Raw genomic sequence first — 25,725 nt, 5'->3', positions numbered from 1 at the left:
TTGAAAATTATTTTTTGGAAACGATGGGCGTGTGTTTTTATTAAGTATTTGGATAGGCTTGATTTTGATTGGTTCTTTTTTATTGATTTATAATTGAAATATAATTGTTGTAATAATTTTATAGATAATAGCGATTTTTGCATTGATTAATCCTTTTTTATATTATATAAGGATCTGTGTTTAAATTGAACAGGAATGATCCTTCTTGATAATTCTAATGATTTGCCATATTTAGATATTAGTGTTTATCTAAGGGTAAAAATTATTCTTTTAGTTTGAGTTATACCGATCTTCGTGCAGATTCGAAACTTCAGATTTTTTTGTCATAAAACTGCGTTTGGAAGCGTGTTAATCATGCATTATCGGGAGATGCTGTCTCAGCCAATTGGAATCGAGAAGGAAAATTTATTTAACAGCTTTGGATATCAATTGTGCGTGATATTTTTATGACTATCTGGGATGTTGATTTGGTGCATTGGTGGTGATGCAGGCAGGGACCGCACAGATACCACGATTACCTTGGCTGCCTTGCACCGCAAATTTTGTCAACACGTTCGTAAACAATAAGGAATCTTCATGGCTTATTCCCATTCGTTGTCTGCACATTTGATTGTAATTCAAGAAAGAAGACATAACGTCCGGTTAAGATTTGGCAGGTTTGATGATATTAACAATCTTATAGATGTGGTGTGTGGTTATTTCAATGAAATCGAACAAGAGAAATATAAAAAATTTGTTGTGTTGATGAAGACTGTCTCGGTTGGCAATATTATAAATAATGGTTCCAGCTTGAGCGGAATCCTTCGATCTGGACAGTATGGATATCAAAGTAATATAGTAGATGCGGAATCTGGAGATTTATCATATGTAAAGAAAAAAACTGACGCGGACATGATTCCGTTTTATTGGAGGTTCTTTGTTCCTAATCATTCTTATAAAGGTATATTGTTAACACAATCTGTTGGCCCTTCAGGCATTCTTGAATTGATCAGGAAAATTGTTGTCGAGAGGTTTAGTAGTGATTATCCTGATTACAAAATTGTGATCAATCCTCTGGCACCGGAAGATGCGGTTAAGAAGCTTCTTAAATCTGGCGATGTGGCAAGGCTTGCGTTTATTAAGCACACCATCCCATCAGATCATGCTGACAGATTGCAACTTGGATCTGGTGAACGCGATGGAGTAATGGAAGTGAGCTTTAAACCAAAAGACAAGACAATTTTTCACAAATTTGCCAGATTAACAGAGTATTTGAATGGCGATCGCTCAATCGGGTCTGTTTTTGAATTTGAAGGGTTTGAGTATGATGATATTAAGGCAGAAATTCAAATAAACGGAAGAAAAAGAGTGGTCAGTCTTTCTGAACCAAGAAAATTTAAAGTCCGTATCGATGTGGATGAAGAGGAAGAATTAACAAAAGGGCAAGATGGGTTTCCAACGTTTAATAGTCTTAACAATATCAGTGAGAGAATTATCAATGATCTCTCCGTAGAAATGGGGATATCGATAAATGAGTAGCAAGATAGATGTTCGACAAATTTTCTCAGATCACATTTTTACGCTCAGGCATGCATCTGGTCATAAATTAAATTTATTGGATTTGTTTGTATTTTTTATTGTCCCGTTTATCCTTGGTTGTTTTTCTTTTTATTTTGAATTTTCTTTTTCTGACTCAGCTTACACTATCCTGATCACAGCGTTTTCTGTTTTTGTCGGTCTGTTGATTAATGTGTTGGTTCTGATCTACAGTATATTTCAAAATTTTTCTCCCGTAAGCCAATCAGACGACGAAGCAGTTAGAGAAAAAAAGAAATGGGAAAGAATTCTTCTGAAAGAAATTTTCTCCAATGTTTCATATGCAAATTTAATTGCCATTCTTGCGATTCTCATTATCTCAACCACTCAGTTTGTTAGTCTTTCATTCCCAGTTGTGTTCTCAAGCGTAATAGTTTTTATTTCTGCTAATTTTATTCTGACACTTCTTATGATTATTAAAAGAATCCATAATCTTATACGTAATAAGCTTGATCAACATCAAGAGTAGGCATCAAATTCCATACAGTGAATTCTTCTTCAGAATCGAATGATTAACATAACTCTCTATAAATCATCCCACTTTAGGAGGAAGCCTTTCGTTTGCTCTCCGTTACTCTCTGACCCCGTAGTCAGTCGTATGTTCTGTGATGGTATCCGTTCCTGGTCATCAAGACTTCAAAGCGCATGGGATCATGCCTTGCGTAGATGTTGGATCACTTCCATGGCCGGCATCATCTCTTTGTTTTCGATTTCCCGATTGCTCATGGCCAGGAGCTTGAGCAGCGCCAGGGTCTCTTGGGTTTGATTGTAGGCCTCGATCTCTTGCAATACCGCTTTGGCTTCGCCGTGGTGGGTGATGATGAGCGGAGCGTTGCCTTCGGCCAAGCCACGCATGATCTCGGGAGCGTGATTTTTCAGATAACGGACAGGTTTGATCTTCTCGGACATTCTCATGGCTTGACCTCCTTTGATTTTCGTTCAATCATAACATTTTTTTTGTTTTTCTCAAGCCTTTTCACCCGTCTCCTCCGTCGCCTTGCGCAACCCCACCCAGATCAGAAACCGGGTCACGAATTCCGGCAGCAAGCCGTAGATGTAGACCGCCACGGCCGCGTTGCACAGGGCGGCGGTGGCGAACAGGGCCGGGATGGTCAAGCCTTTGCCCAGCATGGTGGCGGCGGCCAGGGCGCCGGAGACCATGAACAAGGCGTTGTAGATGTTGTTGGCCGCGATGATGCGCGCCCGGTGGCTGGCTTCGGAGCGTTGTTGCACCAGGGCGTAGAGGGGCACGATGAACAGTCCGCCGAAGGTGCCGAGCAGCACCAGATCCGCCAGAATGCGCCAGGTGCCGGGTTGGGCCAGCAGCGCGACCGCTCCCAGAGGGGTGGCGACCACTGCGTTGCTGGCCGGAGAGGCCAGGGCCAGATCCAGTCCGAACACCGTCAGTCCGATGGATCCCAGGGGCACCAGTGCCAGTTCCACCCGTCCGGCGGAGAGCCGTTCGCACAGCAGCGAGCCGATGCTGATGCCCACCGTGAAGATGGCCAGCAGCAAGGTGATGGCGGATTCTCCGCCTCCGAGCAGATTGCGGGTATAGGCGGGAAACTGGGCCAGGAACAAGGCGCCATACAGCCAGAACCAGGAGATACCCAGAATCGAGAGAAACACCGCCCGGTTGGACCGGGGCAGTTGGAGGGTTTTCCAGGTTTCGGCCAGGAATTGGGGATTGATGCGCAAGGTGGGTTCCGGGGCCGGAGCCGTGGGAATGGCGCGGCTGGCCAGATAACCCGTTACGGCGATGATCAGGCCGGTGAGGGTGATGACCCCACTGGCTCCGGCGCTGCCGGCCAGCAGACCCCCCAGCAGCGTGCCGAGCAGAATGGCGACAAAGGTGCCGGCTTCGATCAGGGCGTTGCCCCCCACCAGTTCGTCGGGTTGCAGATGCTGGGGGAGAATGGCGTATTTGATCGGTCCGAACAGGGTCGAATGGACCCCGAGCATGAACAGGGCGCCAAATAGGATTTCGATGCTGTGCCAGACAAACCCCAGTCCGATCACCAGTACGATGAGGATTTCCAGCAGTTTGACCCAGCGGGCCAGTTTGGCCTTGTCGAACTTGTCGGCCAGTTGTCCCGCCGTGGCCGAGAAGAGAAAAAACGGCAGCATGAAAATTCCCGCCGCCAGATTGGCCAGCACCTCGGGCATGAGGGATGTCCACTCCGTGGCGTGAAAGGTGAGCAGCACCACCAGGGCGTTTTTGGCCACGTTGTCGTTGAGGGCGCCCAAGAACTGGGTGACGAACAGGGGCAGAAAACGACGGGTGCGCAGCAGGTCGGATGGACTGGAATGGGCGTTCATGACTGTTTCCTTGTGAAAAAGCGGCGGGTTTCAAACACGCGGGTCGCAAAAGGCGTTCCGTGGGCGGAAAGGTGGCGTTTGAGGACCAAATCGAACAGCAGGGCGTTGTAGGTTTGCAGTTCTTTCAGCACCGGCACCGCCGCTTCGTTGAGCAATCCGGCCCGGGCCAAGGCGGCGGGGGAGATCAGGGGCAGAATGCCCGGCAGTGGATAATCCGTGCCGTTGAGCAGCCGTCCATGCCACTCCTGGCGTTTCAGCAGGGTGCGGATCACCTCCGGATCCCGGTTGCGCAGGGTGATGGCGGACAGGTCTCCGAACAGCAGTTCCCGATGATCCGGATGTTCCATCATGCGGGTGAACAAGGCGAAGCTGGATATCGGTTGGTCCCCATGGTCCGTGTCGTGGTCCGTGCCGATGGAGGCGCAGTGGGCCACGATGGTGCGCACGCCGCTGTCGAGGGCACGCCGCAGACGCAAAGGATTGCCGAACTCCGGTTTTCCGACGCCATGGACCGCTTTTTCCTCGCCCCCGTGGGTGATCAGGGGCAGATCCAGCCGTGCCAGAGCCTGATAGAACGGTTGGCACACCGGATCCGCCGGATCGATGCCCATGGCCGGCGGCAGCCATTTCACGGCTTGCGCCCCGTGTTCCTTGGCCTGTTCCAAAGCGGCCAGCGCGTCCCGACGGGCCGGATGGATGGAGGCTACCCATTCAAAATGGCGCGGATAGGCGCTGGCCAGGGAGCGGGCGTAGTCGTTGGGCACATAGAAGGCGCTTTGCTCCGGCAGGGGGCGGCCCGAGGCGTCATGGGCCCGGTCGAAGGCGAACAGCATCATCTTGGCACCGGGGCGCAGGTCGTCGATCAGGGTGCGCAGCCGTTCCACGTAGCTTTGGTCCACCCGGCCCGGGGTCTCCTGGATACAACCGGCGTTGAGATAGAAGCGCCGTTGCATGAACTGGATCGGATGAAACAGGCTGGACATCTCCGGCGACAAGACGATGCCGCTGCCGGAATCCCCAATGCCGGCGATATGGGCATGACAGTCCCACACCTGGGCCGGGTCCAGCCCCTCCCAGGCGGCGCTGACCAATGGATGGTGGGCCAGGGAGTCGGGCAGACGGGGATGACAGGGATTCCACAGTCGCGGCAGGGCGCATCCGGCGCTGAGGGAGCCGAACAGGGTGGCCATGCCGGTCAGCAGGGTGCGACGGGCGGGATTCATGGGGTATCCAGGGCCAGACGCTGGAGGGTCACGTAGTCGATCTTGCCCGTACCCAGCAGGGGCAGGGCGGCCAGCGATACGATTTTGCGGGGTACGGCCAGTTCCGTATATCCCATGGTTCGGGCCTGGGCGAGCAGGGTTTCCCGGTTGAGTCCGGGGTCGGTAGTGAACAATACCAACGCCTCCCCCTTGGCGGCGTCCGGCTGGCTGGAGGCGGCATGGCTTGCGGCGGGGGAGGAAGCAGCCGCCAGACGTTCCACCGACTCCAGGCTGATCATCTCTCCGGCCACCTTGGCGAAACGCTTCACCCGACCCACGATGCGCAGAAAACCGTCATCGTCCACCTCGACGATATCCCCGGTTTCGTACCAGCCGGCGCCTCTGCTGGAAGCCGGAGGTTGCAACAGGCCGGGTTGTTCGACTTTGAAATATCCCGCCATCACATTGGGTCCGCGCACATGCAACACGCCTCCCCGTTCGATGCCTGGCACCGGTTCCAGATGATATTCGATGCCGGGCAGGAGTTGTCCCACGGTTCCGGAGCGACAGGCCATGGGGGTGTTGACCGACAACACCGGGGCGGTTTCCGTGGCGCCGTAGCCTTCAAAGATGCGCAGGCCGAATTTTTCCGCCCACAGGGTCCGGACCGGTTCGGAGAGTTTTTCCGCTCCGGCGATCACATGGCGCAGGCGAAAGAAATCATAGGGATGGGCAAATTTTCCGTAGTTGGCCAAAAAGGTGTTGGTGCCGAATAAAATGGTGCAGGCCCGGTCATAGGCCAACTCCGGAATGATCCGGTAGTGCAGCGGCGACGGGTAGAGAAACAGACTGGTGCCGCTGAGAATCGGCAGCAGGGATCCCGCCGTCAACCCGAACGAATGAAAGATCGGCAAGGCGTTGAGAATTTTGTCGTCGGGAGAGAAGTCGATCACCGCCCGGATCTGGGCGATGTTGGCCAGCAGGGCACGATGGGGCAGAACCACCCCTTTGGGTTTGCCCTCCGAGCCGGAAGTGAACAGAACCACCGCCGCTTCTTCCGGGGAGACGGGGATTTCAAAGCGACGGGGAAACCACAGGGCGTAACCCATGAGCCACAATTTGTCCGTCAAGGTGGCGGTTTGGCGCAGATCCTCCAGATACAGGATGCGTATATTCCGCAGGGCCGCCAGTTTTTCGCCCAGATTGGCCTGTTCCACGAAAGCGTGGGCGGTGATCACCGTGGTGATCGTGGCGGCGGTGCAGGCGGCTTGCAGACCGTCGCTGCCGGCGGTGTAGTTGAGCATGGCCGGAATCCGCTGCCGGGCGGAAAGTCCGAAGATCAGCGCCAGGGTGGGGGCGAGATTGGGCAGCAACAATCCGATGCGACCACCGGGAGCCACTTCCGGGGTGGCCCGTTCCACCAGTCGGGCCAGCATCAGGGACATCTTGAGCAAATCCTGATAACGGTATTCGATCTGTTTGATGTCTTCCAGCAGGCGATGGCCACGGCCATGGATTTCGGTGGCGTCGCACAGGGCGGAAAACAGGGTTTGGGGCGGACGGGCGGCGAACAGCATCTCCTGCATCAGTCGTCGCAACGCTTCTCCGGCCTTGTGACGGCGCTGTTTGGCCAAGGGAGCCTCGGGCATGGGAATGCGGGTGGGGGGCAGGATGGTGATGGTGATTTTGGGCAGCAGGCGGCGCGGCGCCTTGCCGGATACCCGGGCGAAGTAGCTGCGGGCCGTGCCGTCGAGGCGCACCGGCAATACCGTGGCTCCGGTTTTGGCTGCCACGAAGGCGGGTCCGTCGTAGACTTTCATGAGACTGCCGGTAATGGTGATGCGTCCTTCCGGGAAGATCATCACCGGTCGTCCCGACTCCAGCAGGCGGATGATCTGTTTCATGGCAATGGGACGGGTGGTATCTACGGCCAGATAATCCACCTGGGAGAGAATCATCCGGAAATACCAGGAGCGCACCACACTGGTATGGACGATGAAAACCGGATCCACCGGCAGAAACAGTCCCAGCAGCAGTCCATCGAGAAAGGATTCGTGGTTGGCCACGATCAGCAACCGGTTGGTGTCGAAAGAGCGGGTGTGGCCCTCCACCCGCACGCGAAACAGCAATCGGGCCAGGAAACGCAAGACAAATCGGATCAGTGGACGCATCGAGGAGACTCCCGGTGGTGAGAGGCGATTGAATTGGACATGATCATATATCGAAGAAGATCGATATGTAAAGCCAAAAAAAAGGTCAGGTGGATTCCCGGATGTAATCCGCCACGTTGCCCATGACGGACAGTAGCCAGTTGCGGTCGATCCAGAACCACACCTCCTTGCCGATTTTTTCGGAACGCAGTACCCCGGCATCCCGCAACAGCTTGAGATGATGGGAAACCGTCGAGCGCGCCAGGGTCGAGACCGCGGCGATTTGGCCCACATTGAGCCGCTCTCCGGGTTCAAAAAGCAGCAGGATGCGTTGACGATGTTCATCCCCAAGGGCGATGAACACCTTGGACGTGGCGTGCCAATGTTCGGGAATGGAGGAGCGGTAATTGTTTCTCATATCGAAAATCTTAGACGGGTTTTGTCGGCCTGTCAACCCGGTTTTCCGGCAGGCGACGGCCTGCGGGGTTCGGCCAGCAGTTCGGTCAGCAACTCCCGTTCCCGTTCCACAGTACGCGCCAGGGAGAGATGGTTTACCGCGTGGGCGCGGGCGTTGCGACCCAGACGGGCCTTGAGTGGCGGATCCGACAGAATCCGCGCCATGGCTGTCCGCATCCCCTCGGGGGTGGCATCGCACAACAGACCGGTTGAATCGTGGTCGATCGCCTCCCGCACGCCGGGGGCGTCGGCACGACCGATTACCGCCATGCCGCAGGCCATGGCTTCCAGCAGGGCCTTGGGATGTCCTTCGTAATCCGAGGGCAGCACGAACAGATCCGCGCCGCGCATCAGGTCTGGCAGGGCGGCATGGGGTTGAACCCCCATCAACGTCACCCGTACTCCCAGTTCCTGGGCCAATGTTTCCACCTGAAGGCGCATGGGTCCATCCCCTACCATCACCAGCTCCGCCGATAGGCCCGCCAGGGCGCGCAGCAGCAACAGGGGAGCCTTCTGGGCATCCAGACGACCGATGAACAGCACCCGGTTGCCAGGGGTGTGGACGGTGCCGGGTTGGGCCGGGGCAAAGCGATCCACATCCACATAGTTGGGAATTACCCGTATCCGGTCGATGGCCACCCCATGGATGCCGTTGACCACCTGGGCCATGAGGGGAGTGGTCACCACCACTTGGTCGGCGGCCCGGAACAGGTTGCCTTCTTGTTGCAAGGATCGTTTGGCTTGCGGGGAGTCGGGACCAAAGCGGCGAATGGTGAAATCCGAATGCAGATAGCCGCACCGGGCGATGAAGGGTTTGTGAAAGCGTCGTGCCAGGGCCAACGCCGTATCCCCGCCGGAGACCTGATTGCTTTTGAAGATCACCGCACCGGTTTTCCAGCGGGCCGGAACCGCCGCCAGCCAGCGCCAATACCAGAGATCCGGCAGTCTCCAGCGGTTGCAGGCCACGTCGATACCCTCCAGGCGGGAGCGATACTCCAGATCCCGTCGGTCCCCATAGGTCACGAACGAAATCCCCCCCAGATGGGGCCGCAGGGTGCGATACAGGGCGGTTTCTCGTTCCAGCATGCCCAGACGGTCCCACTCCGTGAGGGAAAGACCGGCTGTGAAAAAAAGCGTCAGGCGCAGATCTTCCAGGGTGGTCATTGCGCACGCACAGATTTTGGAGGATTGAAGAAGGATGTCAACTTTTGAAAAAAAAGCGGGGGTCTGGGGGATTCTTCCTCCAGGGTTTTGGCTTTAAAAACATAAAATTATTTATAAATTTCTAATTTTGATGTGAAATTTTATGTTTTCAAAGTCCCAAGGGCTTCGCCTTTGGATCCCACCAGGGGCCATTGGCCCCTGGACCCCATTGGTGAAAATCTTATTGGGCTACTGCCGTGGCGCGCATCTCGCGGATCACCGTGACCCGGATTTGACCCGGATAGGTCATTTCGTTTTCCAGTCGGGTGGCGATTTCGCTGGCCAGGGTCATGGCCCCTTCGTCCTTGATCCGGTCATAAGCGACCATCACCCGCAGTTCGCGTCCGGCCTGGATGGCGAAGGCCTTCTCCACCCCCGGAAACTCCATGGCCACCGCTTCCAGTTGTTCCAGCCGTTTGATGTAGGTTTCGACATTTTCCCGACGTGCGCCGGGGCGGGCGGCGGAAAGGGCGTCGGCGGCGTTGATCAGGGGCCCGTAGACCGAAATCGGCTCGATGTCGAAATGGTGGGACCAGATGGCGTTGACCACCAGGGGATGCTCTTTGCACTTTTTGGCGAATTGACCGCCGATCACCGCGTGGGATCCCTGGATTTCGTGATCCATCGCCTTGCCGATGTCGTGGAGCAATCCGCAACGCCGCGCCATGTTGAAATCCAATCCCATCTCATCCGCCATCATGCCGGCGAACCGGGCCACCTCCACCGAGTGGGACAGCACATTCTGGGTATAGGAGGTGCGGAATTTCAAGGTGCCGATCAGCTTGACGATATCCGGATGGATGCCGGACAGACCCAGTTCAAAGACCGCCCGTTCTCCGGCATCCCGGATTTCGTTGTTGACGTTCTTTTCGGCCTTGCGCACCACGCTTTCGATCCGGGCCGGATGGATGCGGCCATCGGTGATCAGTTCTTCCAAGGCCTGACGGGCCACCTGACGCCGCACCGGATTGAACCCGGAAATCACCACCGCCTCGGGGGTGTCGTCGATGATCAGGTCGCAGCCGGTGGCCGCTTCCAGGGCGCGGATGTTGCGTCCCTCCCGACCGATGATCCGTCCCTTCATCTCTTCGGAGGTGATCGCCACCACGGTCACGGTGCGATCTACCACGAATTCGCCGGCCAGACGCTGGATCGAACTGCCCATGATCTCCTGGGCTTTGCGGTCAGCGTTTTCCCGGGCCTCTTCTTCGGCCCGCTTCATGAAGTTGCCCGCCTCCCGGCGCACCTCCTCCTGCAGTCCCTCCACCAACTGGTTTTTGGCCTGCTCGGTGGAAAGCCCCGCCACCTCTTCAAGCCGCCGTATGATGGTCTCTTCCTGTTTCTGGCAGGCCTCTTTGCGGGTTTCCAGGGTACGGGCATCCTGCTCCACCTGATTGCGGCGCCGGTCCACCTCCCGTTCCCGTTGATCCAGTTGATCGAATTTTCGATCCAACTGCTCTTCCCGCTTGTCGAAGCGTTGTTTCAGCCGGTCCAGCTCTTCCTGACGCTCGCGAAATTGTTCCTTGAGTTGTTCCTCGATGCGCACCCGTTCGGTTTTGGCCAGCAGCTGGGCTTCCCGGGCGGCGGCTTCGGTTTTTTCCTCGGCGCTGCGCAGCATCAGTTGGACCCGCTCTTCCCGTTCCTGGAAGGAGCGCGTTTGCTGACGGCGCCATTGATGCAGAAAAATCAGGGGAATGGCGGCACCCAGTGCCACACCCAGCAGAAACATCAGGATATCCATATCAAAAACCTTTATAAGGTTTCTCGTCGGCCCACGGCCATGACAAAAAACCCACTGGAGTCGTCAAAAAGCCTCGTTGCAACAGAGCATGCCCTGTTCGGTCGCCACCCATCCCATCAGGATGTCATGGGGTTCCCGGGGCAGGGAGGGGGTCTCCTGAAACGCATAGGCCAAACCCATCCGTATCGGGGCAGGGGCGGAGCCTCGCGCTGCCAAGGCACGATCATGGTACCCGCCGCCGAATCCCAGACGGCATCCGGTGCGGTCAAAGCCGATCAAGGGCTGGACAACCAGATCCAGCTCGTTGATATCCAAACTTCCGGCTCCATCCGGAGCCGTTACGGGTTCTGGAATGCCAAAGGCTCCTGGCCGCAAGGGATCTCCCGGACGGTAGGGGACAAAGCCCATGGACCGGGTGCTGGTATCCACGACCGGCAGAAAACAGGTCTGACCGATCGGAGCGGCGGTGTGGAAAAGAGAGGTGGGATCGACTTCGTTGTCAACAGGGAGGTACAACCCGATCCGACGCGCCCGTTGATAAAAGGGGGCGTTTGCGACATGACGTACAATGACGGCTGACAGTTCGGCCACCCGTTCCGCGGACAACGCTCTGCGTTCGGCTCTCAGGCGCTGGCGCAACGTGGCCTTTGTATGGTCCATGCCCAAGCCATTTCGTATCCGCCATGCATACCAGTGCCCCCGCCTGTGCCGTGGGATCTCACTCTCTGAACCCTTTTGTCAAGGTGGATCCGTGAATAATTGCTTCTGGTAATCCCGCAGATGGGGGTCACACTCCACAATCAGGGCACGGTTCCCAGGTTCATAAGTTATCGGCTCAGGAGATTGGTCTCCTCACGAACACCGCAGGGGTGGCTGGCATGAATCGTTTATCCCTTGAGCAGTTGATCGCTGTGGGCGATCAGACTGCTGATCTTCTCTTTCGCGACTTCCGTTTGTCTGGACACCAATCTCTGGTGTTGCAGGAAATCATCCGCAATCTTGAGCGCGGCCATGATGGCCGTTCGTTCGCTGGATGCGATATAGGACTCCTGCGCCACCTGTCCCATGACATCGTTCACATATTGGGCAAGCTCGCGGACGTATTCGCTGCTTACCTGGGATTTCAGTTTGAAAACCTGACCACGAATGCGAACTTCAAAGGTTTCAGTCATGGCTCCCAAGTCCGGAAGGGGCGCGAACGCCTCTCTTTATGAATCCGATTCCTCGTACCGGACCAACAATCCCTCGATTCTGGCGATGACGCCCGCCTTTTCCTGTTCGAGGGACTCATGGCGATCCTGAAGTTGCAGCACTTGGGTTTCAAGATCCGAAATCAGGCCGTTCTGCTCGGAGACCTTGCCGTTCAGACTGGCGATCTGTTCACGTTGTTCGCGAATGGTTCGGGCCATTTCTTTCCAACGATGCTCCAGATCCGACAGGGAGGCCGCCAGCTTGTCATCGCGATCCATCGTCGATCCATTCATAGTTACGTCCCGAGTCCCTTCTTGAGTAAGTTACCGACACGATTTCACTCTTATCTTGGATAGTAAAGAACCGCCCTGTTTCTGTCAAGGCTGACCAAGTAGGTTCAGATCAAAACCGACTCTCCGCCACGCAGCCAGCCATCCACGGCCACGGCGGCTTTGCGTCCTCCGTCGATGGCCTTGAGCACCAGGGATTGACCGGTGGCCATGTCTCCGGCGGCGAACACGCCGGGTTGACTGGTCATGAAGTGGTCATTGACCTGAACATTGCCCCGGGAATCGAGGGCAACCCCCAGATTTTCCAGCAATCCACTTTTGACCGGATGGACAAAGCCCATGGCCAGCAACACCAGATCCGCTTCCAGGAAGAATTCCGAACCGGGAATTTCCTTCATGCGGGGACGTCCGCCGTCTTCTTGTTCGGCCCAGTGCAGTTTGATGCCGTGGACCCCCTTGACCCGCCGTCCATCTCCCTCGAACGACCGGGTCAACACGCTCCAGCGACGTTCGCACCCCTCCAGATGGGAGGTGGAGGTGCGCAGCACGTTGGGCCACAGGGGCCATGGGGTTTCCGGCGCCCGTTCCTTGGGGGGTCTGGGGAGCAGTTCGATCTGGGTGACGCTGGCCGCGCATTGACGAATGGCGGTGCCCACGCAGTCGGCCCCGGTATCGCCACCTCCGATCACCACCACACGCTTGCCCACGGCGAAGATCGCCTCGGTGGTGGGAATGGCGGTGCCAAAGGTGCGGCGGTTTTGTTGGGCCAGATAGTCCATGGCGAAATGGACCCCGATCAGATCCCGGCCCGGCACCGGCAGATCCCGGGGATGCTCGGCGCCACCGGTGAGCACAATGGCGTCGAAGTCGGCGCGCAACTGCGCCACCGGCAGATCCACCCCCACATTCACCCCGGTGCGGATGGTCAGGCCTTCGGCGATCATCTGCTGCAAGCGTCGATCGATCACCGTTTTTTCCAGCTTGAAATCGGGAATGCCGAAACGCAGCAAACCACCGGCCCGTTCGTTTTTCTCGAACAGGGTCACCGCGTGTCCGGCCCGGGTCAGTTGTTGGGCCGCCGCCATGCCCGCGGGTCCGGAGCCGATCACCGCCACCCGTTTGCCGGTCTGTTCCCGGGGGGGCAGGGGTTTGATCAGACCACGGGCAAAGCCCTCCTCGGCCACGGTGCGTTCGATCTCCCGGATGGTCACCGGATCCCGGTTGATCCCCACCACACAGGCCGCTTCGCACAAAGCCGGACAGACCCGACCGGTGAACTCGGGAAAGTTGTTGGTGCGATGCAGGGTGTTGACCGCCTCTTCCCAGCGTCCCCGATAGGCCCAATCGTTCCAGGCCGGGATCAGGTTGTGCAGCGTGCAGCCGTTGTGACAGAACGGAATGCCGCAATCCATGCAGCGCGAGGCTTGATCCTGCAACTTTTCCACCGGGAACTTTTGATACAATTCGTTCCAGTCCCGGATTCGATCCTCCACCGACCGGGGCCGAGGCGTCTCCCGTTCCACTTCCATGAACCCTTTGGTCTTACCCATTGGTCGCTTGCTCCCGCTTTTTTTGTTCCTCCAGCACGCGCCGATATTCATGGGGCATCACCTTGACGAACGAACGCAAGGCTTTTTCCCAATCTTTCAGCAACCGCGCGGCCACCTGACTGTCGGTATACCGCGCATGCTCTTCCACCATGGACTTCAGACGCTCCTGATCCTCTTCGGACTCCACCGCCTCCAAAGCCACCATGGCGGGATTGCACAACGAGGGAAAAGCTCCCAGTTCATCCAGGACATAAGCGATACCGCCGCTCATGCCCGCCGCGAAGTTGCGTCCGGTTGGCCCCAGCACCGCCACCAGACCACCGGTCATGTATTCGCAGCCATGATCCCCGACTCCTTCCACCACGGCCTTGGCGCCGGAGTTGCGCACCGCGAACCGTTCACCCACCACCCCGCGCATGAAGGCCTCGCCTCCCGTGGCCCCGTACAACAGGGTATTACCCGCGATGATGTTCTCTTCGGCCACCAGGGGGGAACGGGGATGGGGCCGGATGACGATCCGTCCACCGGACATGCCCTTGCCCACATAATCGTTGCCCGCCCCCTCCAGGTACAACGAAACCCCCTGCACGTTGAAGGCGCCGAAGCTTTGTCCCGCCACACCCTCGAAGTGACACTTGATGGTGCCCTTGGGCAATCCCCCCTCGCCGAAGAGCCGGGAAATCTCGCCACCCAGCATCGCCCCCACCGCCCGGTCCGTGTTCTGGATCGGCAGGCGGATCTCGATGGGACGCAGATTCTCGAACACCCGTTCCGCCAGATCCAGCAATTGGTGATCCAGCACCTTGTCGATGCCGTGATCCTGGGGCTGGACGCAGCGGGTGGCCACGTTCGCCGGGGCGTCGGGTTTTTCCAGCAGCGCCGAAAAATCCAGACCTTTGGCTTTCCAGTGGGTCACGGCCTCGTTGACCAACAGATGATCCGATTGGCCGATCATCTCGTCGATGGTGCGGAAGCCCATGCGGGCCATGATTTCCCGGGCCTCGTTAGCCACGAAGTAAAAATAATTCACCAGATGCTGAGGCCGTCCGGAGAACTTCTTGCGCAGCTCCAACTCTTGGGTGGCCACACCCACCGGGCAGGAGTCCAGATGGCATTTGCGCATCATCACGCAACCCGACACCACCAGCGGCGCGGTGGCGAAACCGAACTCCTCGGCGCCCAACAGCGCCGCCACCACCACATCCCGACCGGTGCGGAACTGTCCATCGGTTTGCAGGCGGACCCGACCCCGCAGGTCGTTCAATACCAGGGTCTGCTGGGTTTCCGCCAGACCCAATTCCCACGGTGCCCCGGCATGCTTGATGGAACTCATGGGACTGGCCCCGGTGCCGCCGTCGCCGCCGGAGACGAGAATCATGTCCGCGTGTCCCTTGGCCACACCGGCGGCCACGGTACCGACCCCCACTTCGGAAACCAGCTTCACCGATACCCGTGCCCGGGGATTGACGTTCTTCAAGTCGAAGATCAATTGGGCCAGATCCTCGATGGAGTAGATGTCGTGATGGGGCGGGGGACTGATGAGGGTCACTCCCGGTGTGGTGTTGCGGATGCGGGCAATGGTTTCGGTCACCTTGGGGCCCGGCAGTTGTCCGCCCTCGCCGGGCTTGGCCCCCTGGGCGATCTTGATCTGCATTTCATCGGCGTTGGCCAGATAGTGGCTCGACACCCCGAAGCGTCCCGCCGCCACCTGTTTGATGGAACTGCGGGCCAGATCTCCGTTGGGACGGGGCTTGTAACGTTCCGGATCCTCTCCCCCCTCGCCGGTGTTGGAGCGTCCCCCCAGACGGTTCATGGCAATGGCCAGAGTCTCGTGGGCCTCCTTGGAAATCGAACCGAACGACATGGCCCCGGTCACGAACCGTTTGACGATCTCCGAGGCGGGCTCGACTTCGTTCAAGGCCAAAGGCTCTTCCGCCTCCTTGAGCAGGAACAAACCCCGCAGGGTGCAATGGGTCTTATCCTGCTGGTTGATGAGCTTGGCGAACTCTTTGTACAGGGCGTAATCGTCGTTGCGGGTGGCCTGTTGCAGCTTGGAGATGGTCTCCGGGGTCCACATGTGGCGTTCGCCGTCGTGGCGGAATTTGTACTCTCCACCCACATCCAGGCTGTCCATCAGCACCGCGTTGCCGGTATAGGCCCGTTTGTGGCGTTCCAGGGTTTCTCTGGCGATGTCCGTCAGCCCCACCCCGTCGAGGCGGGAGAAGGTGCCGGTGAAATACCGTTCCAGGAAACGCCGGTTGAGTCCGATGGCCTCGAAAATTTGCGCCCCGCAGTAACTGCGTAGGGTGGAAATACCCATCTTGGAGAAAATCTTGAGCATGCCTTTGCCCAGGGCCTTGATATAATTGGCATGCAGTCCCGCCACTCCCTTCGGAGATTCGATCAGACCCCGGTTGGCCAGCTCTTCCAGGGATTCAAAGGCCAGATAGGGATTGATGGCGCCGGCCCCGTATCCCACCAGCAGGGCGAAATGGGTCACCTCCCGGGCCTCGCCAGTTTCGATGATGATGCTGGCGGCACCACGGGTTCCGGAGCGGATCAGATGGTGATGCACACTGGCGACCGCCAGCAGCGCCGGGATCGGAGCCAGATTGGGCCCCACCCCCCGATCGCTCAGGATGATCAATCCCGCGCCATCGTCCACGGCGGTGGAGACCGCCTCAAAGAGCCGCGTCAAGGCGCTCTTCATGCCGTCGGTCCCCTCGCTGGCCGGAAACAGGGTGGAAAGGGTGCGGGCCTTGAGGCCTTCGCGATCCACGGCCCGGATTTTTTCCAGTTCCCCGTTGGTCAGAATCGGCTGATTGAGCCAGATACGCGCCATGTGTTGCGGGGTTTCTTCCAGCAGATTGCCCACCGGACCCAGTTGGGTGAACAGGCTCATGACCAGTTCCTCGCGGATCGGGTCGATGGCCGGATTGGTCACCTGGGCGAAAAGCTGCTTGAAATAGTTGAACAACAAGACCGGTCGATCCGACAGCACCGCCAGGGCGGCGTCGTTGCCCATGGATCCGGTCGGCTCCTGGCCTTCGACCCCCATGGGGCCGAGAATGGCCGCGAGATCCTCTTCGGTATAGCCGAAGACCCGTTGACGCACCCGCAAGGATTCGGCCTCCACCGCTTCGCTGCCGCCTGGGGGGAGGTTGTCCAGCAAGGTGAGATGGTCGTTGATCCACTGGCGATAGGGCTGGCGGGAGACCATGCTTTCCTTGATTTCGGCATCGTCGATGATCCGGCCTTCCTGGAGGTCGATGACGAACATCCGTCCCGGTTGCAAGCGGCCCAGTTTGACCTCTTCTTCCGGGGGAAAGGTGATGGTGCCGGCCTCGGAGGCCATGACGCACAATCCACCCTTGGTGATCTGATAGCGGGCCGGACGCAACCCGTTGCGGTCCAGGGTGGCACCGATGTAGCGGCCATCGGTGAAGGTGACGGCGGCAGGACCATCCCAGGGCTCCATCAAGGCGCCGTGGTATTGATAAAAGGCCTTGCGGGCATCATCCATGTGGCGATGGTTTTCCCAGGCTTCCGGGATCATCATCATCATGGCGTGGGGCAGGGAACGACCGCTGATCACTAAAAATTCCAGGGCGCGGTCGAAGCTGGCGGAGTCGGACAGTCCTTCCGGCACCAGGGGGAAGAGCTTTTTGATGTCCTCGCCGAACAAGTCCGAGGCCAACGCCGCCTCCCGGGCGCGCATCCAGTTGATGTTGCCCCGCAGGGTATTGATTTCGCCGTTGTGGCTGATCATGCGGAACGGATGGGCCAGACCCCAGGTGGGGAAGGTGTTGGTGGAATAGCGTTGATGCACCATGGCAAAGGCCGACACCAAGGTGCCATCCGACAGATCCGGATAGTAGGCCCGTACCTGATCCGCCAGGAACATGCCTTTGTAAACCAGGGTGCGGGAGGAAAAGCTGCTGATGTAGAAGGATTTTACCTCTTCCTGACCATAGCCCATGACCGCGTTTTCCACCCGGCGCCGGATGATGTAGAGCTTGCGCTCGAACCACATGGGATCGGCGTTTTCGGGGCGGTTGCGCACGCCGATGAAGGCTTGACGGATGACCGGTTCGGCCCCTTTGGCGGTGTAGCCGATGCGGGCCTGACGGCTGATGGGCACATTGCGCCAACCCAGGAAGAGTTGTCCCTCCTCGGTGGTCATCTGTTCCACGAGCCGTTGGCACGAGGCCATGAGATCCTTGTCCTTGGGCATGAAGATCATGCCGACCCCGTAGTCTCCTTCCGGGGGAAGCTCGATGGAAAGCCGGGTCGCGTGGTTGCGCAGAAAAGCGTCCGGAATCTGGATCATGATGCCCGCGCCATCACCGGTGAGGGGATCGGCACCCGCGGCTCCCCGGTGGGTCAGGTTGACCAGGACATTGAGTCCCATGCGCACCACGTCGTGCGTCTTTTTGCCATTGATCCGGGCGACGAAGCCGACGCCACAGGCGTCGTGTTCCAGCGCGGGATCATAAAGCCCCTGTTTGGCGGGCAGACCGTGATTGGCCATGCATGTATCCTTACGAGTGTCGAGACCGTGGTTTTTCAACCCAACGCCATCCTTTGTTTGGGATTCACAAGAATCCGTCTGTCAGGGTAGCAAATGGATCCGGCATCCGTCAACCGCGCGTTCATGCCAAAAACCAGATCCTGATGCGGCTGGGTATGTTCCTCATCACGCAAAGATGATAGGCTGGTTCGTGATTGATGGAAAATCACTGGTCCAGATGAAGGAAAAAAACATGAAAACCGTTATGCCGGGTGAAGTCTGGATGGGACGCCTTCCCCACGGGTGCGACCTTTTGGAGGCACTGAACCGGATCTGTCGCGAACAGGGCATCCGATTGGGACGCATCGAGGGGTTGGGCGCGGTGAAAAAAGCCCGGCTCGGGTTTTACGATCAGACCCGCCGGGAGTACGATTTTATCGACTTCGCGCAGCCTTTGGAGATTGTGCAACTGGTGGGCAATGTCTCCATGAAGGAGGGAGAGCCGTTTGTCCATGTCCACATCACCTTGGCCGATCACGAGGGCCGCGCCTTCGGCGGACACCTGGCCCCCGGCACCGAGGTGTTCGCCGCCGAGGTGGTGATTCAGGGGTTTACCGGTACACAGTTGCACCGGGGATGGGATGAGGAGACCGGGTTGCCGTTGTGGGGGGAGGAGGGGTGAGGGGAAAATTAGGCTGTTTTAACCATGTCTTAAGTTTTGACAGGCAGGTTGACGGCTGTCGTCGGCAACCTGCCTATTTTATCTTGTTTTTGTTGGTGTGATGCATTCTGTTATGTTGATTGTTTGTGTTCGTTTTCAGTTTTACGAAATTATCTTTGTTATTGTGAACTGTTTGTTTGTGGAGGGGGTGTTTGCGTGTTGCTTGATTGAGAAGACGTTTTTGAATTGGTTGCTTGATTTTTTAATTGAATCCCCGTCTTTATCAATTCAGCAAAAGCTTTCGGATATTCTTTGAGTAATGAACCCCACGGAGCGGATTCATCTGTAGGTATGTTGCTGAATGCATTTGATCCGGAAACGTTCCAATTGAAGGCTTTTTCAAGATGTTCAATTGAGATTTCTTGATGGTTTAAATGGATAAACAGTCTTCCTTGCCGTAGAGCATGTCGTCTCTCAAAGAGCCTTTCTGCTTGGTCAAGCATGGCTCTTCCATATCTTCTGTTGAGTACTGCGAGCAAAACAATCATTCCATATAAAGTGAATGATCTTGAGAATCCTGAAAGTAATAATAATACATCTTTTGGTTCTGTATATTTGATGTCGAAGAGGCAGCTATTTGTAGGGGAGCAATATGGAATGTATGATTGGAAAAGTGATAGAAGTACCCCGAAAAATACAATTATCACTGAGATTCTGAATGATCCTCTTCCTTCTTTTTCATACTTTGTTGCGTGTTCTTCTAGATAGGCTAAAGCTTTCTCAACAAATAGGTCTGTTACCGCGAGTCTATAAGCCAATGAGTTCTCGTATTGTTTGTTGTAATTAATATTTCCTTGTGTTGGTGCTGTTGGTGCTGTTGGTGCTGTTGGTGCTGTTGGTGCTGTTGGTGCTGTTGGTGCTGTTGGTGTCGTTGGTGCTGTTGGTGTCGTTGGTGCTGTTGGTGTCGTTGGTGCTGTTTGTGCTGTTTGTATCTCAGCTGAATCAGCAAGAATCTTCTGCTCCAAACAAACTGAAGATCGAAGTATGGCGTATCTGTACATCAATCTTTTATAAACATCTCTTGACAGTTTTTCATGATCGGATCTAGGTGATAAAATTTTATTGACAAATCCTAGATTAATTGATTTGTTTAGAGAAAGAGCAATCCCGTTAATCTTTTCTTCAGCTTCGCAATGGTTTGTATTGTTGCTCATGATGATTTGACCTTATGTTTGCATTAGGGTTTGGTTTGATCATTATTATGATGATTGATAAGATGCTAGCTGAATTGAAATCTGAAGTCAATTATGAAAGTCTAACAAAAATAACTTAAATTTTAAAAATAACAATAAAATACTTTTGAATTGGATTAATTTGTTGTTAATCTTGATAATAATTATTCGATTGGATTGATGTTGTAGCTTTGATTTATTCCCCCACAAAACACCCCGCCACCTGCCTGTGATGGGGCATCTGCCGATGCTCGAACAAAAAAATCCCCTGCCAGGTGCCCAGCACCAGCCGTCCCTGCTGGACCGGGATGGAGAGGGAGACGCCGGAGAGGGTGGCGCGGATGTGGGCGGGCATGTCGTCGGGGCCTTCGTCGGTGTGGCGGAACCAGGAGGCGCCTTCCGGAACCAAGCGGTTGAAAAAGGCGGTCAGGTCGTGGAGCACGTCCGGGTCGGCGTTTTCCTGGATGGTGAGACCCGCGGAGGTATGACGACAAAAAAGGGTCAGCACTCCCGCGTTGGCCCGTTCGGCCTGCAACCAGCGGGTGACTTCCGAGGTAAATTCGTACAGCCCCTGACCCCGGGTGCGCAGGGTGAAGGTGGTGTGTGTTTGGCGCATGGTGTTTGTAGATCCGGTATCGATGGCAATTAACGGTGAGGTGTGGAGGGGAGCCGGAATGCCGGTTTACGGATTGCCGATCCGGATCGGCTCCCGGCGGGCGCCCCATTGACCGGGGCCCCCCGACAGCCGACCGGGAATCCGCATGCCGCACTGGCGACAGTGGCCATCATCGGTCAATCCCCAATTCCCCAGGGTATATCCGAGGCGTTCGATCAGCAGTTGGCCGCATCCGGGACACCAGGTGCTGCCCCCGCGTCGGTCCTGCACATTGCCCAGGTAGACATAACGCAGTCCGTTGGCCATGGCGATGTGGCGCGCCCGCACCAGGGTCGTCAGCGGCGTGCGGGGCAGTTCCCGCATCTGCCAGTCCGGATGAAAGGCGCTGAAATGGATGGGTACATCGGATCCCATTTCTTTGGCCACCCAGCGGGTCAGGGCGTCCAGTTCGGGGTCGGAATCGTTGCAGCCGGGAATCAACAACGTGGTCAACTCCACCCAGACTTCGGTTTCGCAGGCCAGATATTTCAACAGGTCCAGCACGGGTTGCAGATGGCCTCCGGTCAGCTTGTGATAAAAATCTTCGGAAAAGGCTTTCAGATCCACATTGGCCGCGTCCATGTGGGAAAAAAACCAAGCGGCGGGTTCCGGTTCCATGTATCCGGCGGTCACCGCCACCGAGGCCACCCCCTGTTCCCGACAGGCGATGGCCGTGTCCACCGCGTATTCGGCGAAAATCACCGGATCGTTGTAGGTGTAGGCCACACTGCGGCAGCCGGTGCGGACAGCGGCACGGGCAATGGCTTCGGGAGAGGCGAACTCCGCGAGGCGCTCCATCTGGCGGGATTTGCTGATGTCCCAGTTCTGACAAAATTTGCAAGCCAGATTGCATCCCGCCGTGCCGAAGGACAGCACCGGTGAACCGGGATGAAAATGGTAGAGCGGTTTTTTTTCGATGGGATCCACGCAAAAGCCGCTGGAGCGGCCATAGGTGGTCAACACCAGTCGATCCTGCTCCCGGGCGCGCACGAAACAAAATCCCCGTTGTCCCTCGCTCAACGCGCAGTGACGGGGACAAAGTTCACAAACGATCTTGCTGTTGTCGAGGGTACGCCAGAATCGGGTTTCGGGCATCGGTTTTTTCCTTGGGGATTCGGGGTGGATTCAAAACCATCATACCGAACCAAACATTGAATTCATATCGGATCTGTGCCTTAATAGCGATCAATCTTGTCGGGCGTTTGCCCGCTGGAGCCCTCAGCGGATCCCTTTGGTCAAGGAGTGAAGTATGGAAACAGTTACCGATCTTATCAAGCAGGCTTTACGGAACGAAATCCACGCCTCTGCCTTTTTCGCCAAGGCGGCGGAAATGACGAAGGACGATGAATCCAGAATGCTGTTTTTGGAACTGGGTGGCATGGAAGACAATCATGCCGACACGTTCGTCGCGAAATTGAAAGATTCCACCTGTGGTCAGGATATGGATCTGCCGGCCTATCTCAAGGAGCTGGAACGTTCCTCCGGACCGGTCATGACCGCCGAGGAGTTGGCGATCATCGAGAACGGCGATGCCCGGACCGTGTTGCGTTTGGCCATCGATCTGGAAACCAAGGCTGGTCAGACCTATGCCAAACTGGCGGATGAGATCGTGGATATGGACGTGAAGGCCTATTGTCTGGATCTGGTCCGGCAGGAAAACATTCACGCCTCGGCGTTGACCAAACATCTGCGCTCTTTGGATATGGAGGAAGAGGATCGTCCGGGTTTGTGATCCGTAAACCGGTTCCACCCGGATTCGGGTTGGGGGGGCCGAATGATCGTGTGGGGCCGGGGAGGTTGATTCCCCGGCCTTTTTTTATCGTGTGAGCCGATAGGGGGGGTAATAATCCAAGACCAGACGATTCTCCCCGGCTGGCAGCACGATTCCTTGAAAAGCGTGATCCACCGGCAGGATGGTGCCGGGCGTGCCATTGACCGTGACCCGCCAATACGGATCGAAGGCGTTGGTCAAAACCAGCATCGATGAACCGGTGCTGCGGGTGGTCACTTCCAGGTGATCCGGGGTGTAGCGGGTGAAAGTGGCTTCCCCTGGGGTCAGCCGTGGCGGGGTTTGGGTCCATTGGGGAAAGTCGTTGGCTTCCAGAAAGGCGGTCTGGGCCAGATCCTTGGCGCCGGTTTGCGCCATGGCGTCCAGAAGCGCCTCTTGACCATCGAAAATCCTGATGGACGCAGGCAGGAACAGCCGCGGCACCACGGATTGATTTTCATAGACATACAAGGCGTTGTCGGGCATATCGCCTTTCATGGCGCGCCAGATTTTTTCTCTCAGGCGTAGGGCTTCCCAAGCTCTGCCGGCGGCCAGTTCCGCTTTGGGTTCGTGCCACAGGGTCAGGGCCGGATGGCGCAGGGGCCATTGGGAGATCAGAAAACGGGCATTGGCCAAAGAGAGCAACTCCGGATTGAACCAATCTTCCAGCACCAGCGGCGCCCGGGAGGCGAACCGCTCTTCCGGTTGTTTGAACAGATAATACCATTTGATGGTGCGGTCTTGCAGGGTCGGATAGACGGCGAGACTCTTGGCGACGATACGCCTCCAGAAACGGTGATAACGGGCGGAGTGCAGGCGGAAATAACCATCCACGCTTTCCAGGCCATAGGCGTTGGCCACCGCGGGATAGATTCGTCCCCCGGAGGCGGATGCCACGGTGGGAGCCCAGGTGCCGACGCTCGCCACCCGGAACGGGGTGGTTTCCTGGCGGCTGAGGGCTCCCAGGCGCTGCATCACCGGGTTTTCAAAGTGGACGGCGTAATTGTCCGTGGAGAGGCGGTGCAGCAGTTTGCGGGTAATTTCCTTCCAGCCGACAAGGGGCATTAGCAGGGCGATTCCCGTGGCCAGGATGATCAGGGTTCGGACCGGTTTGGCGCAGGCATGAGCCTGACGGCGGGCCAGATGCAGCCCGGCTCCCCCCAGCAGCGGTCCCAGAAAGATGAAAAATTGATTGAAGTCCAATAAATTGCCCCGTGACGGGGGAATGAAGCGCGGCAGACTGGACTGGATCCAGTGTCCGATCTCCGAGCCGATGCCGCACAGCAAGGAGATGGCCAGCAGACGCCAGGCCCATTTTTTTTCTCCCCGGGCCACCACCATCCCCAGGATGAACAGTCCCCAATACAGGCCGTTTTGCGGCAGGGTCGCCCAACCCAGAATGGTCCAGACGTGGTGGGTCATGTCGGCGAGGCTGGGTATGGGGATTTCAAACAGCGTCGTCTGGCCACGGGTGGTGGAGGGGCTGTAGGTCATCAAGGCCAGCAGTTGCGGGGCTTCGGCGAGGGTGATGCCCAGTCCGAAGGAGACGAATCGGCTCCAGCCCTGGGAGAGCCGGGTCTCCCGCACGATCAGGAACCAAAACGGCAGTCCCATCATGACGAAAAAGGTATAGATGACCGATTGGGCCACCAGTCCGGTGAGCAGTCCCAGCAGCAGGGCCAGCAACATTCCCCGTTTGGCGGGCAGGGCCAGGATGCCCTCGAACCACAAAAAGGTCAGGGCCACGGCGGGCAGACCCAACGCTTCCACCAGTTTCGCGTCCTGGACGTTCCAGAAATAAAGCGAAAAGGCCATTCCGGAGAAGAGCGCGGCGGTGGTGTCGAACTTGAGGATCTCCCGGCACAGCCGGAAGGTGAAATAGCCCGCCAGAAACCGTTGCAGCCACATGACGAATCCGTAGACCGCCCAGGCCGGGAACATCAGATAAGGCAGCCCATCGATCAAAAAGCTGTCCACCTGGGGGTGGAGCAGGGCGGGCATGCCGCTGCTGAATTTGGGTTGCCAGAAGGTCAGACCGTAATCCAGGATGTCCCGGGCTGCGGTGATGCGCAACGGTATGTTGAAATCCGCGTTGTCTTGGATGCGCAAATAGGAGTGGGGACCGAGTATCCAGTAGATGGCCGAGGTCAGCAGTGACCAGCCGAGCCAGAAGAGCAGCCAGGGGAGTTTTGGGTCTCCGGTGGCTGGAGGGGGATCGGTTTGGGTGGGGGGAAGGAGCAGAGTCCGGAGCAGTTGAACGCGCATCAGGTGGGCTCGGAGCGGGTGATGTGGCGGATGGTATAGATTTTTTTGCCCGTGGCCTCGTGTCCCACCCGCACCAGCAGCTCCAGCACCAGTCCGGTGGCCAGCAACTGGCTGCCGAAGAGGAAGACCATGATGGCGATTTGCAGCGTACCCCGCATGTCGGAGGTATTGATCAGATAATCGAATACGATATAAAGAATCAATGTAAAGCTTGAGATCATAAAGGTGGCGCCGGCCAAGCCCATCACATGCATGGGCCGGGTGCCGAAGCGGCTGAGAAAGGCCAGGGTCAGCACGTCGAAGAACACCCGGAAGGTACGGGTGATGCCGTATTTGGACTGGCCGGTGACCCGGACCACATTGGTGATGGGGATTTCACAGATGGATGCTCCCCGTTCGGCGGCCAGCACCGGGATGAAGCGGTGCAACTCTCCGTAGAGATTGATCTCCTGGACCAGTTCCCGCCGATAGGCTTTGAAGGTGGTGCCGAAATCGTGCAGCTTGACGCCGGAGAGTTTGGCCATCATGCGGTTGGCGATCAGGGAGGGGAGGCGACGCAGCCAGAAATTGTCGATGCGGTTGGCGCGCCAGCCGCTGACCAGATCGTAGCCTTCCTCGATTTTTTTCAGGAACAGGGGGATTTCGGAGGGGAGATGCTGCATGTCCCCGTCCATGGCGATGATGATTTCCCCGGTGGCCAAGTCGAAACCGGCCTGCAATGCGGCGGTTTGGCCATAATTTTTGCGGAAGTCCGCGATCACGACCGCAACCCCGGTGTGGGGTTGCTGGGCCAGTTCGTGGAGAATGCGGCTGGTCTGATCCCGGCTGCCGTCGTTGACGTAGATCACCTCGAATTGGTATTCGGGATCGGTGAGCGCCTGGAGCAGTTCCTGGTGAAAACGGTGCAGGATCTCCTCTTCATTGAAAAGGGGCACGACGATGCTGACCTTGGACATG

The 25,725-nt window shown here is 57.0% G+C and carries 21 protein-coding genes and 1 other RNA gene; 4 read left to right on the top strand and 18 right to left on the bottom strand.

What is annotated here, in order from left to right:
- Positions 1 to 576 precede the first annotated feature (576 nt).
- The gene (locus HQL98_03305) at positions 577 to 1,518 is read left to right on the top strand and encodes a hypothetical protein (GenBank protein MBF0271093.1); all 942 of its coding nucleotides are present in this window, start codon (positions 577 to 579) and stop codon (positions 1,516 to 1,518) included.
- Positions 1,511 to 2,044, top strand: coding sequence for a hypothetical protein (locus HQL98_03300; GenBank protein MBF0271092.1), 534 nt, complete (start codon positions 1,511 to 1,513; stop codon positions 2,042 to 2,044). The genes HQL98_03305 and HQL98_03300 overlap by 8 nt, the downstream gene beginning before the upstream one ends.
- Positions 2,045 to 2,226: 182 nt before the next feature.
- On the opposite strand, the gene HQL98_03295 is transcribed toward HQL98_03300, so the two are convergent.
- From HQL98_03295 to gltB, 13 genes are all read right to left on the bottom strand, one after another.
- Complete coding sequence (locus HQL98_03295) at positions 2,227 to 2,490, bottom strand: type II toxin-antitoxin system Phd/YefM family antitoxin (GenBank protein ID MBF0271091.1); 264 nt, start codon at positions 2,488 to 2,490, stop codon at positions 2,227 to 2,229.
- Between the two features lie 51 nt (positions 2,491 to 2,541).
- Positions 2,542 to 3,894 (bottom strand): MFS transporter, encoded by a 1,353-nt coding sequence (locus tag HQL98_03290; protein MBF0271090.1) that lies wholly within the window; start codon positions 3,892 to 3,894, stop codon positions 2,542 to 2,544.
- The gene (locus HQL98_03285; GenBank protein MBF0271089.1) at positions 3,891 to 5,117 is read right to left on the bottom strand and encodes an amidohydrolase; all 1,227 of its coding nucleotides are present in this window, start codon (positions 5,115 to 5,117) and stop codon (positions 3,891 to 3,893) included. The genes HQL98_03290 and HQL98_03285 overlap by 4 nt, the downstream gene beginning before the upstream one ends.
- Positions 5,114 to 7,267, bottom strand: a complete 2,154-nt coding sequence (aas, locus tag HQL98_03280) for a bifunctional acyl-ACP--phospholipid O-acyltransferase/long-chain-fatty-acid--ACP ligase (protein MBF0271088.1) — start codon at positions 7,265 to 7,267, stop codon at positions 5,114 to 5,116. Before aas ends, HQL98_03285 begins: the two co-directional genes overlap by 4 nt.
- Positions 7,268 to 7,352: 85 nt before the next feature.
- Positions 7,353 to 7,664, bottom strand: a complete 312-nt coding sequence (locus HQL98_03275; protein MBF0271087.1) for a winged helix-turn-helix transcriptional regulator — start codon at positions 7,662 to 7,664, stop codon at positions 7,353 to 7,355.
- Positions 7,665 to 7,696: 32 nt separating this feature from the next.
- Complete coding sequence (locus tag HQL98_03270) at positions 7,697 to 8,866, bottom strand: glycosyltransferase family 4 protein (GenBank protein ID MBF0271086.1); 1,170 nt, start codon at positions 8,864 to 8,866, stop codon at positions 7,697 to 7,699.
- A 220-nt stretch (positions 8,867 to 9,086) separates the two neighbouring features.
- Positions 9,087 to 10,646 (bottom strand): ribonuclease Y, encoded by a 1,560-nt coding sequence (gene rny, locus HQL98_03265; GenBank protein ID MBF0271085.1) that lies wholly within the window; start codon positions 10,644 to 10,646, stop codon positions 9,087 to 9,089.
- Positions 10,647 to 10,709: 63 nt separating this feature from the next.
- Positions 10,710 to 11,306: a 5-formyltetrahydrofolate cyclo-ligase gene (locus tag HQL98_03260; GenBank protein ID MBF0271084.1), complete on the bottom strand. Its 597-nt coding sequence runs from the start codon at positions 11,304 to 11,306 to the stop codon at positions 10,710 to 10,712.
- Between the two features lie 32 nt (positions 11,307 to 11,338).
- A non-coding RNA gene (ssrS, locus tag HQL98_03255) (6S RNA) lies at positions 11,339 to 11,519 on the bottom strand.
- A gap of 14 nt (positions 11,520 to 11,533) precedes the next feature.
- Entirely contained in the window at positions 11,534 to 11,818 is a 285-nt protein-coding gene (locus HQL98_03250; GenBank protein MBF0271083.1) for a cell division protein ZapA, read from the bottom strand.
- Between the two features lie 36 nt (positions 11,819 to 11,854).
- Positions 11,855 to 12,115 (bottom strand): hypothetical protein, encoded by a 261-nt coding sequence (locus HQL98_03245; protein MBF0271082.1) that lies wholly within the window; start codon positions 12,113 to 12,115, stop codon positions 11,855 to 11,857.
- A 119-nt stretch (positions 12,116 to 12,234) separates the two neighbouring features.
- Positions 12,235 to 13,677 carry a glutamate synthase subunit beta gene (locus HQL98_03240; GenBank protein ID MBF0271081.1) on the bottom strand — a complete coding sequence of 481 codons (1,443 nt, stop codon included), beginning with the start codon at positions 13,675 to 13,677 and terminating at the stop codon, positions 12,235 to 12,237.
- A complete protein-coding gene (gene gltB / locus HQL98_03235) occupies positions 13,670 to 18,208 on the bottom strand; it encodes a glutamate synthase large subunit (protein MBF0271080.1) in 4,539 nt (1,512 codons plus the stop codon). The genes HQL98_03240 and gltB overlap by 8 nt, the downstream gene beginning before the upstream one ends.
- A gap of 232 nt (positions 18,209 to 18,440) precedes the next feature.
- Here gltB and HQL98_03230 point away from each other — a divergent pair, with 232 nt between their 5' ends.
- Positions 18,441 to 18,869 carry a DNA-binding protein gene (locus HQL98_03230; GenBank protein MBF0271079.1) on the top strand — a complete coding sequence of 143 codons (429 nt, stop codon included), beginning with the start codon at positions 18,441 to 18,443 and terminating at the stop codon, positions 18,867 to 18,869.
- 158 nt (positions 18,870 to 19,027) lie between these two features.
- Here the strand turns inward: HQL98_03230 and HQL98_03225 are convergent, their stop codons facing one another.
- The 3 genes from HQL98_03225 to amrS all read right to left on the bottom strand — a co-directional run bounded on the left by HQL98_03225 (position 19,028) and on the right by amrS (position 21,830).
- Positions 19,028 to 20,062 carry a hypothetical protein gene (locus HQL98_03225; protein MBF0271078.1) on the bottom strand — a complete coding sequence of 345 codons (1,035 nt, stop codon included), beginning with the start codon at positions 20,060 to 20,062 and terminating at the stop codon, positions 19,028 to 19,030.
- 214 nt (positions 20,063 to 20,276) lie between these two features.
- Positions 20,277 to 20,696, bottom strand: coding sequence for a YjbQ family protein (locus HQL98_03220; protein MBF0271077.1), 420 nt, complete (start codon positions 20,694 to 20,696; stop codon positions 20,277 to 20,279).
- Positions 20,697 to 20,762: 66 nt separating this feature from the next.
- A complete protein-coding gene (gene amrS / locus HQL98_03215; GenBank protein MBF0271076.1) occupies positions 20,763 to 21,830 on the bottom strand; it encodes an AmmeMemoRadiSam system radical SAM enzyme in 1,068 nt (355 codons plus the stop codon).
- Between the two features lie 154 nt (positions 21,831 to 21,984).
- Here amrS and HQL98_03210 point away from each other — a divergent pair, with 154 nt between their 5' ends.
- Positions 21,985 to 22,467, top strand: a complete 483-nt coding sequence (locus HQL98_03210; protein ID MBF0271075.1) for a ferritin family protein — start codon at positions 21,985 to 21,987, stop codon at positions 22,465 to 22,467.
- Positions 22,468 to 22,551: 84 nt separating this feature from the next.
- Here the strand turns inward: HQL98_03210 and HQL98_03205 are convergent, their stop codons facing one another.
- Positions 22,552 to 24,768, bottom strand: coding sequence for a YfhO family protein (locus tag HQL98_03205; GenBank protein MBF0271074.1), 2,217 nt, complete (start codon positions 24,766 to 24,768; stop codon positions 22,552 to 22,554).
- A complete protein-coding gene (locus HQL98_03200; protein MBF0271073.1) occupies positions 24,768 to 25,724 on the bottom strand; it encodes a glycosyltransferase family 2 protein in 957 nt (318 codons plus the stop codon). Before HQL98_03200 ends, HQL98_03205 begins: the two co-directional genes overlap by 1 nt.
- Position 25,725: the final 1 nt, after the last annotated feature.

The sequence above is a fragment of the Magnetococcales bacterium genome, assembly GCA_015231755.1.
In the GTDB taxonomy this organism is placed as follows: domain Bacteria; phylum Pseudomonadota; class Magnetococcia; order Magnetococcales; family Magnetaquicoccaceae; genus Magnetaquiglobus.
Note: the sequence above shows the minus strand (reverse complement) of the source record. Positions and strands in the feature narration are given on the sequence as shown.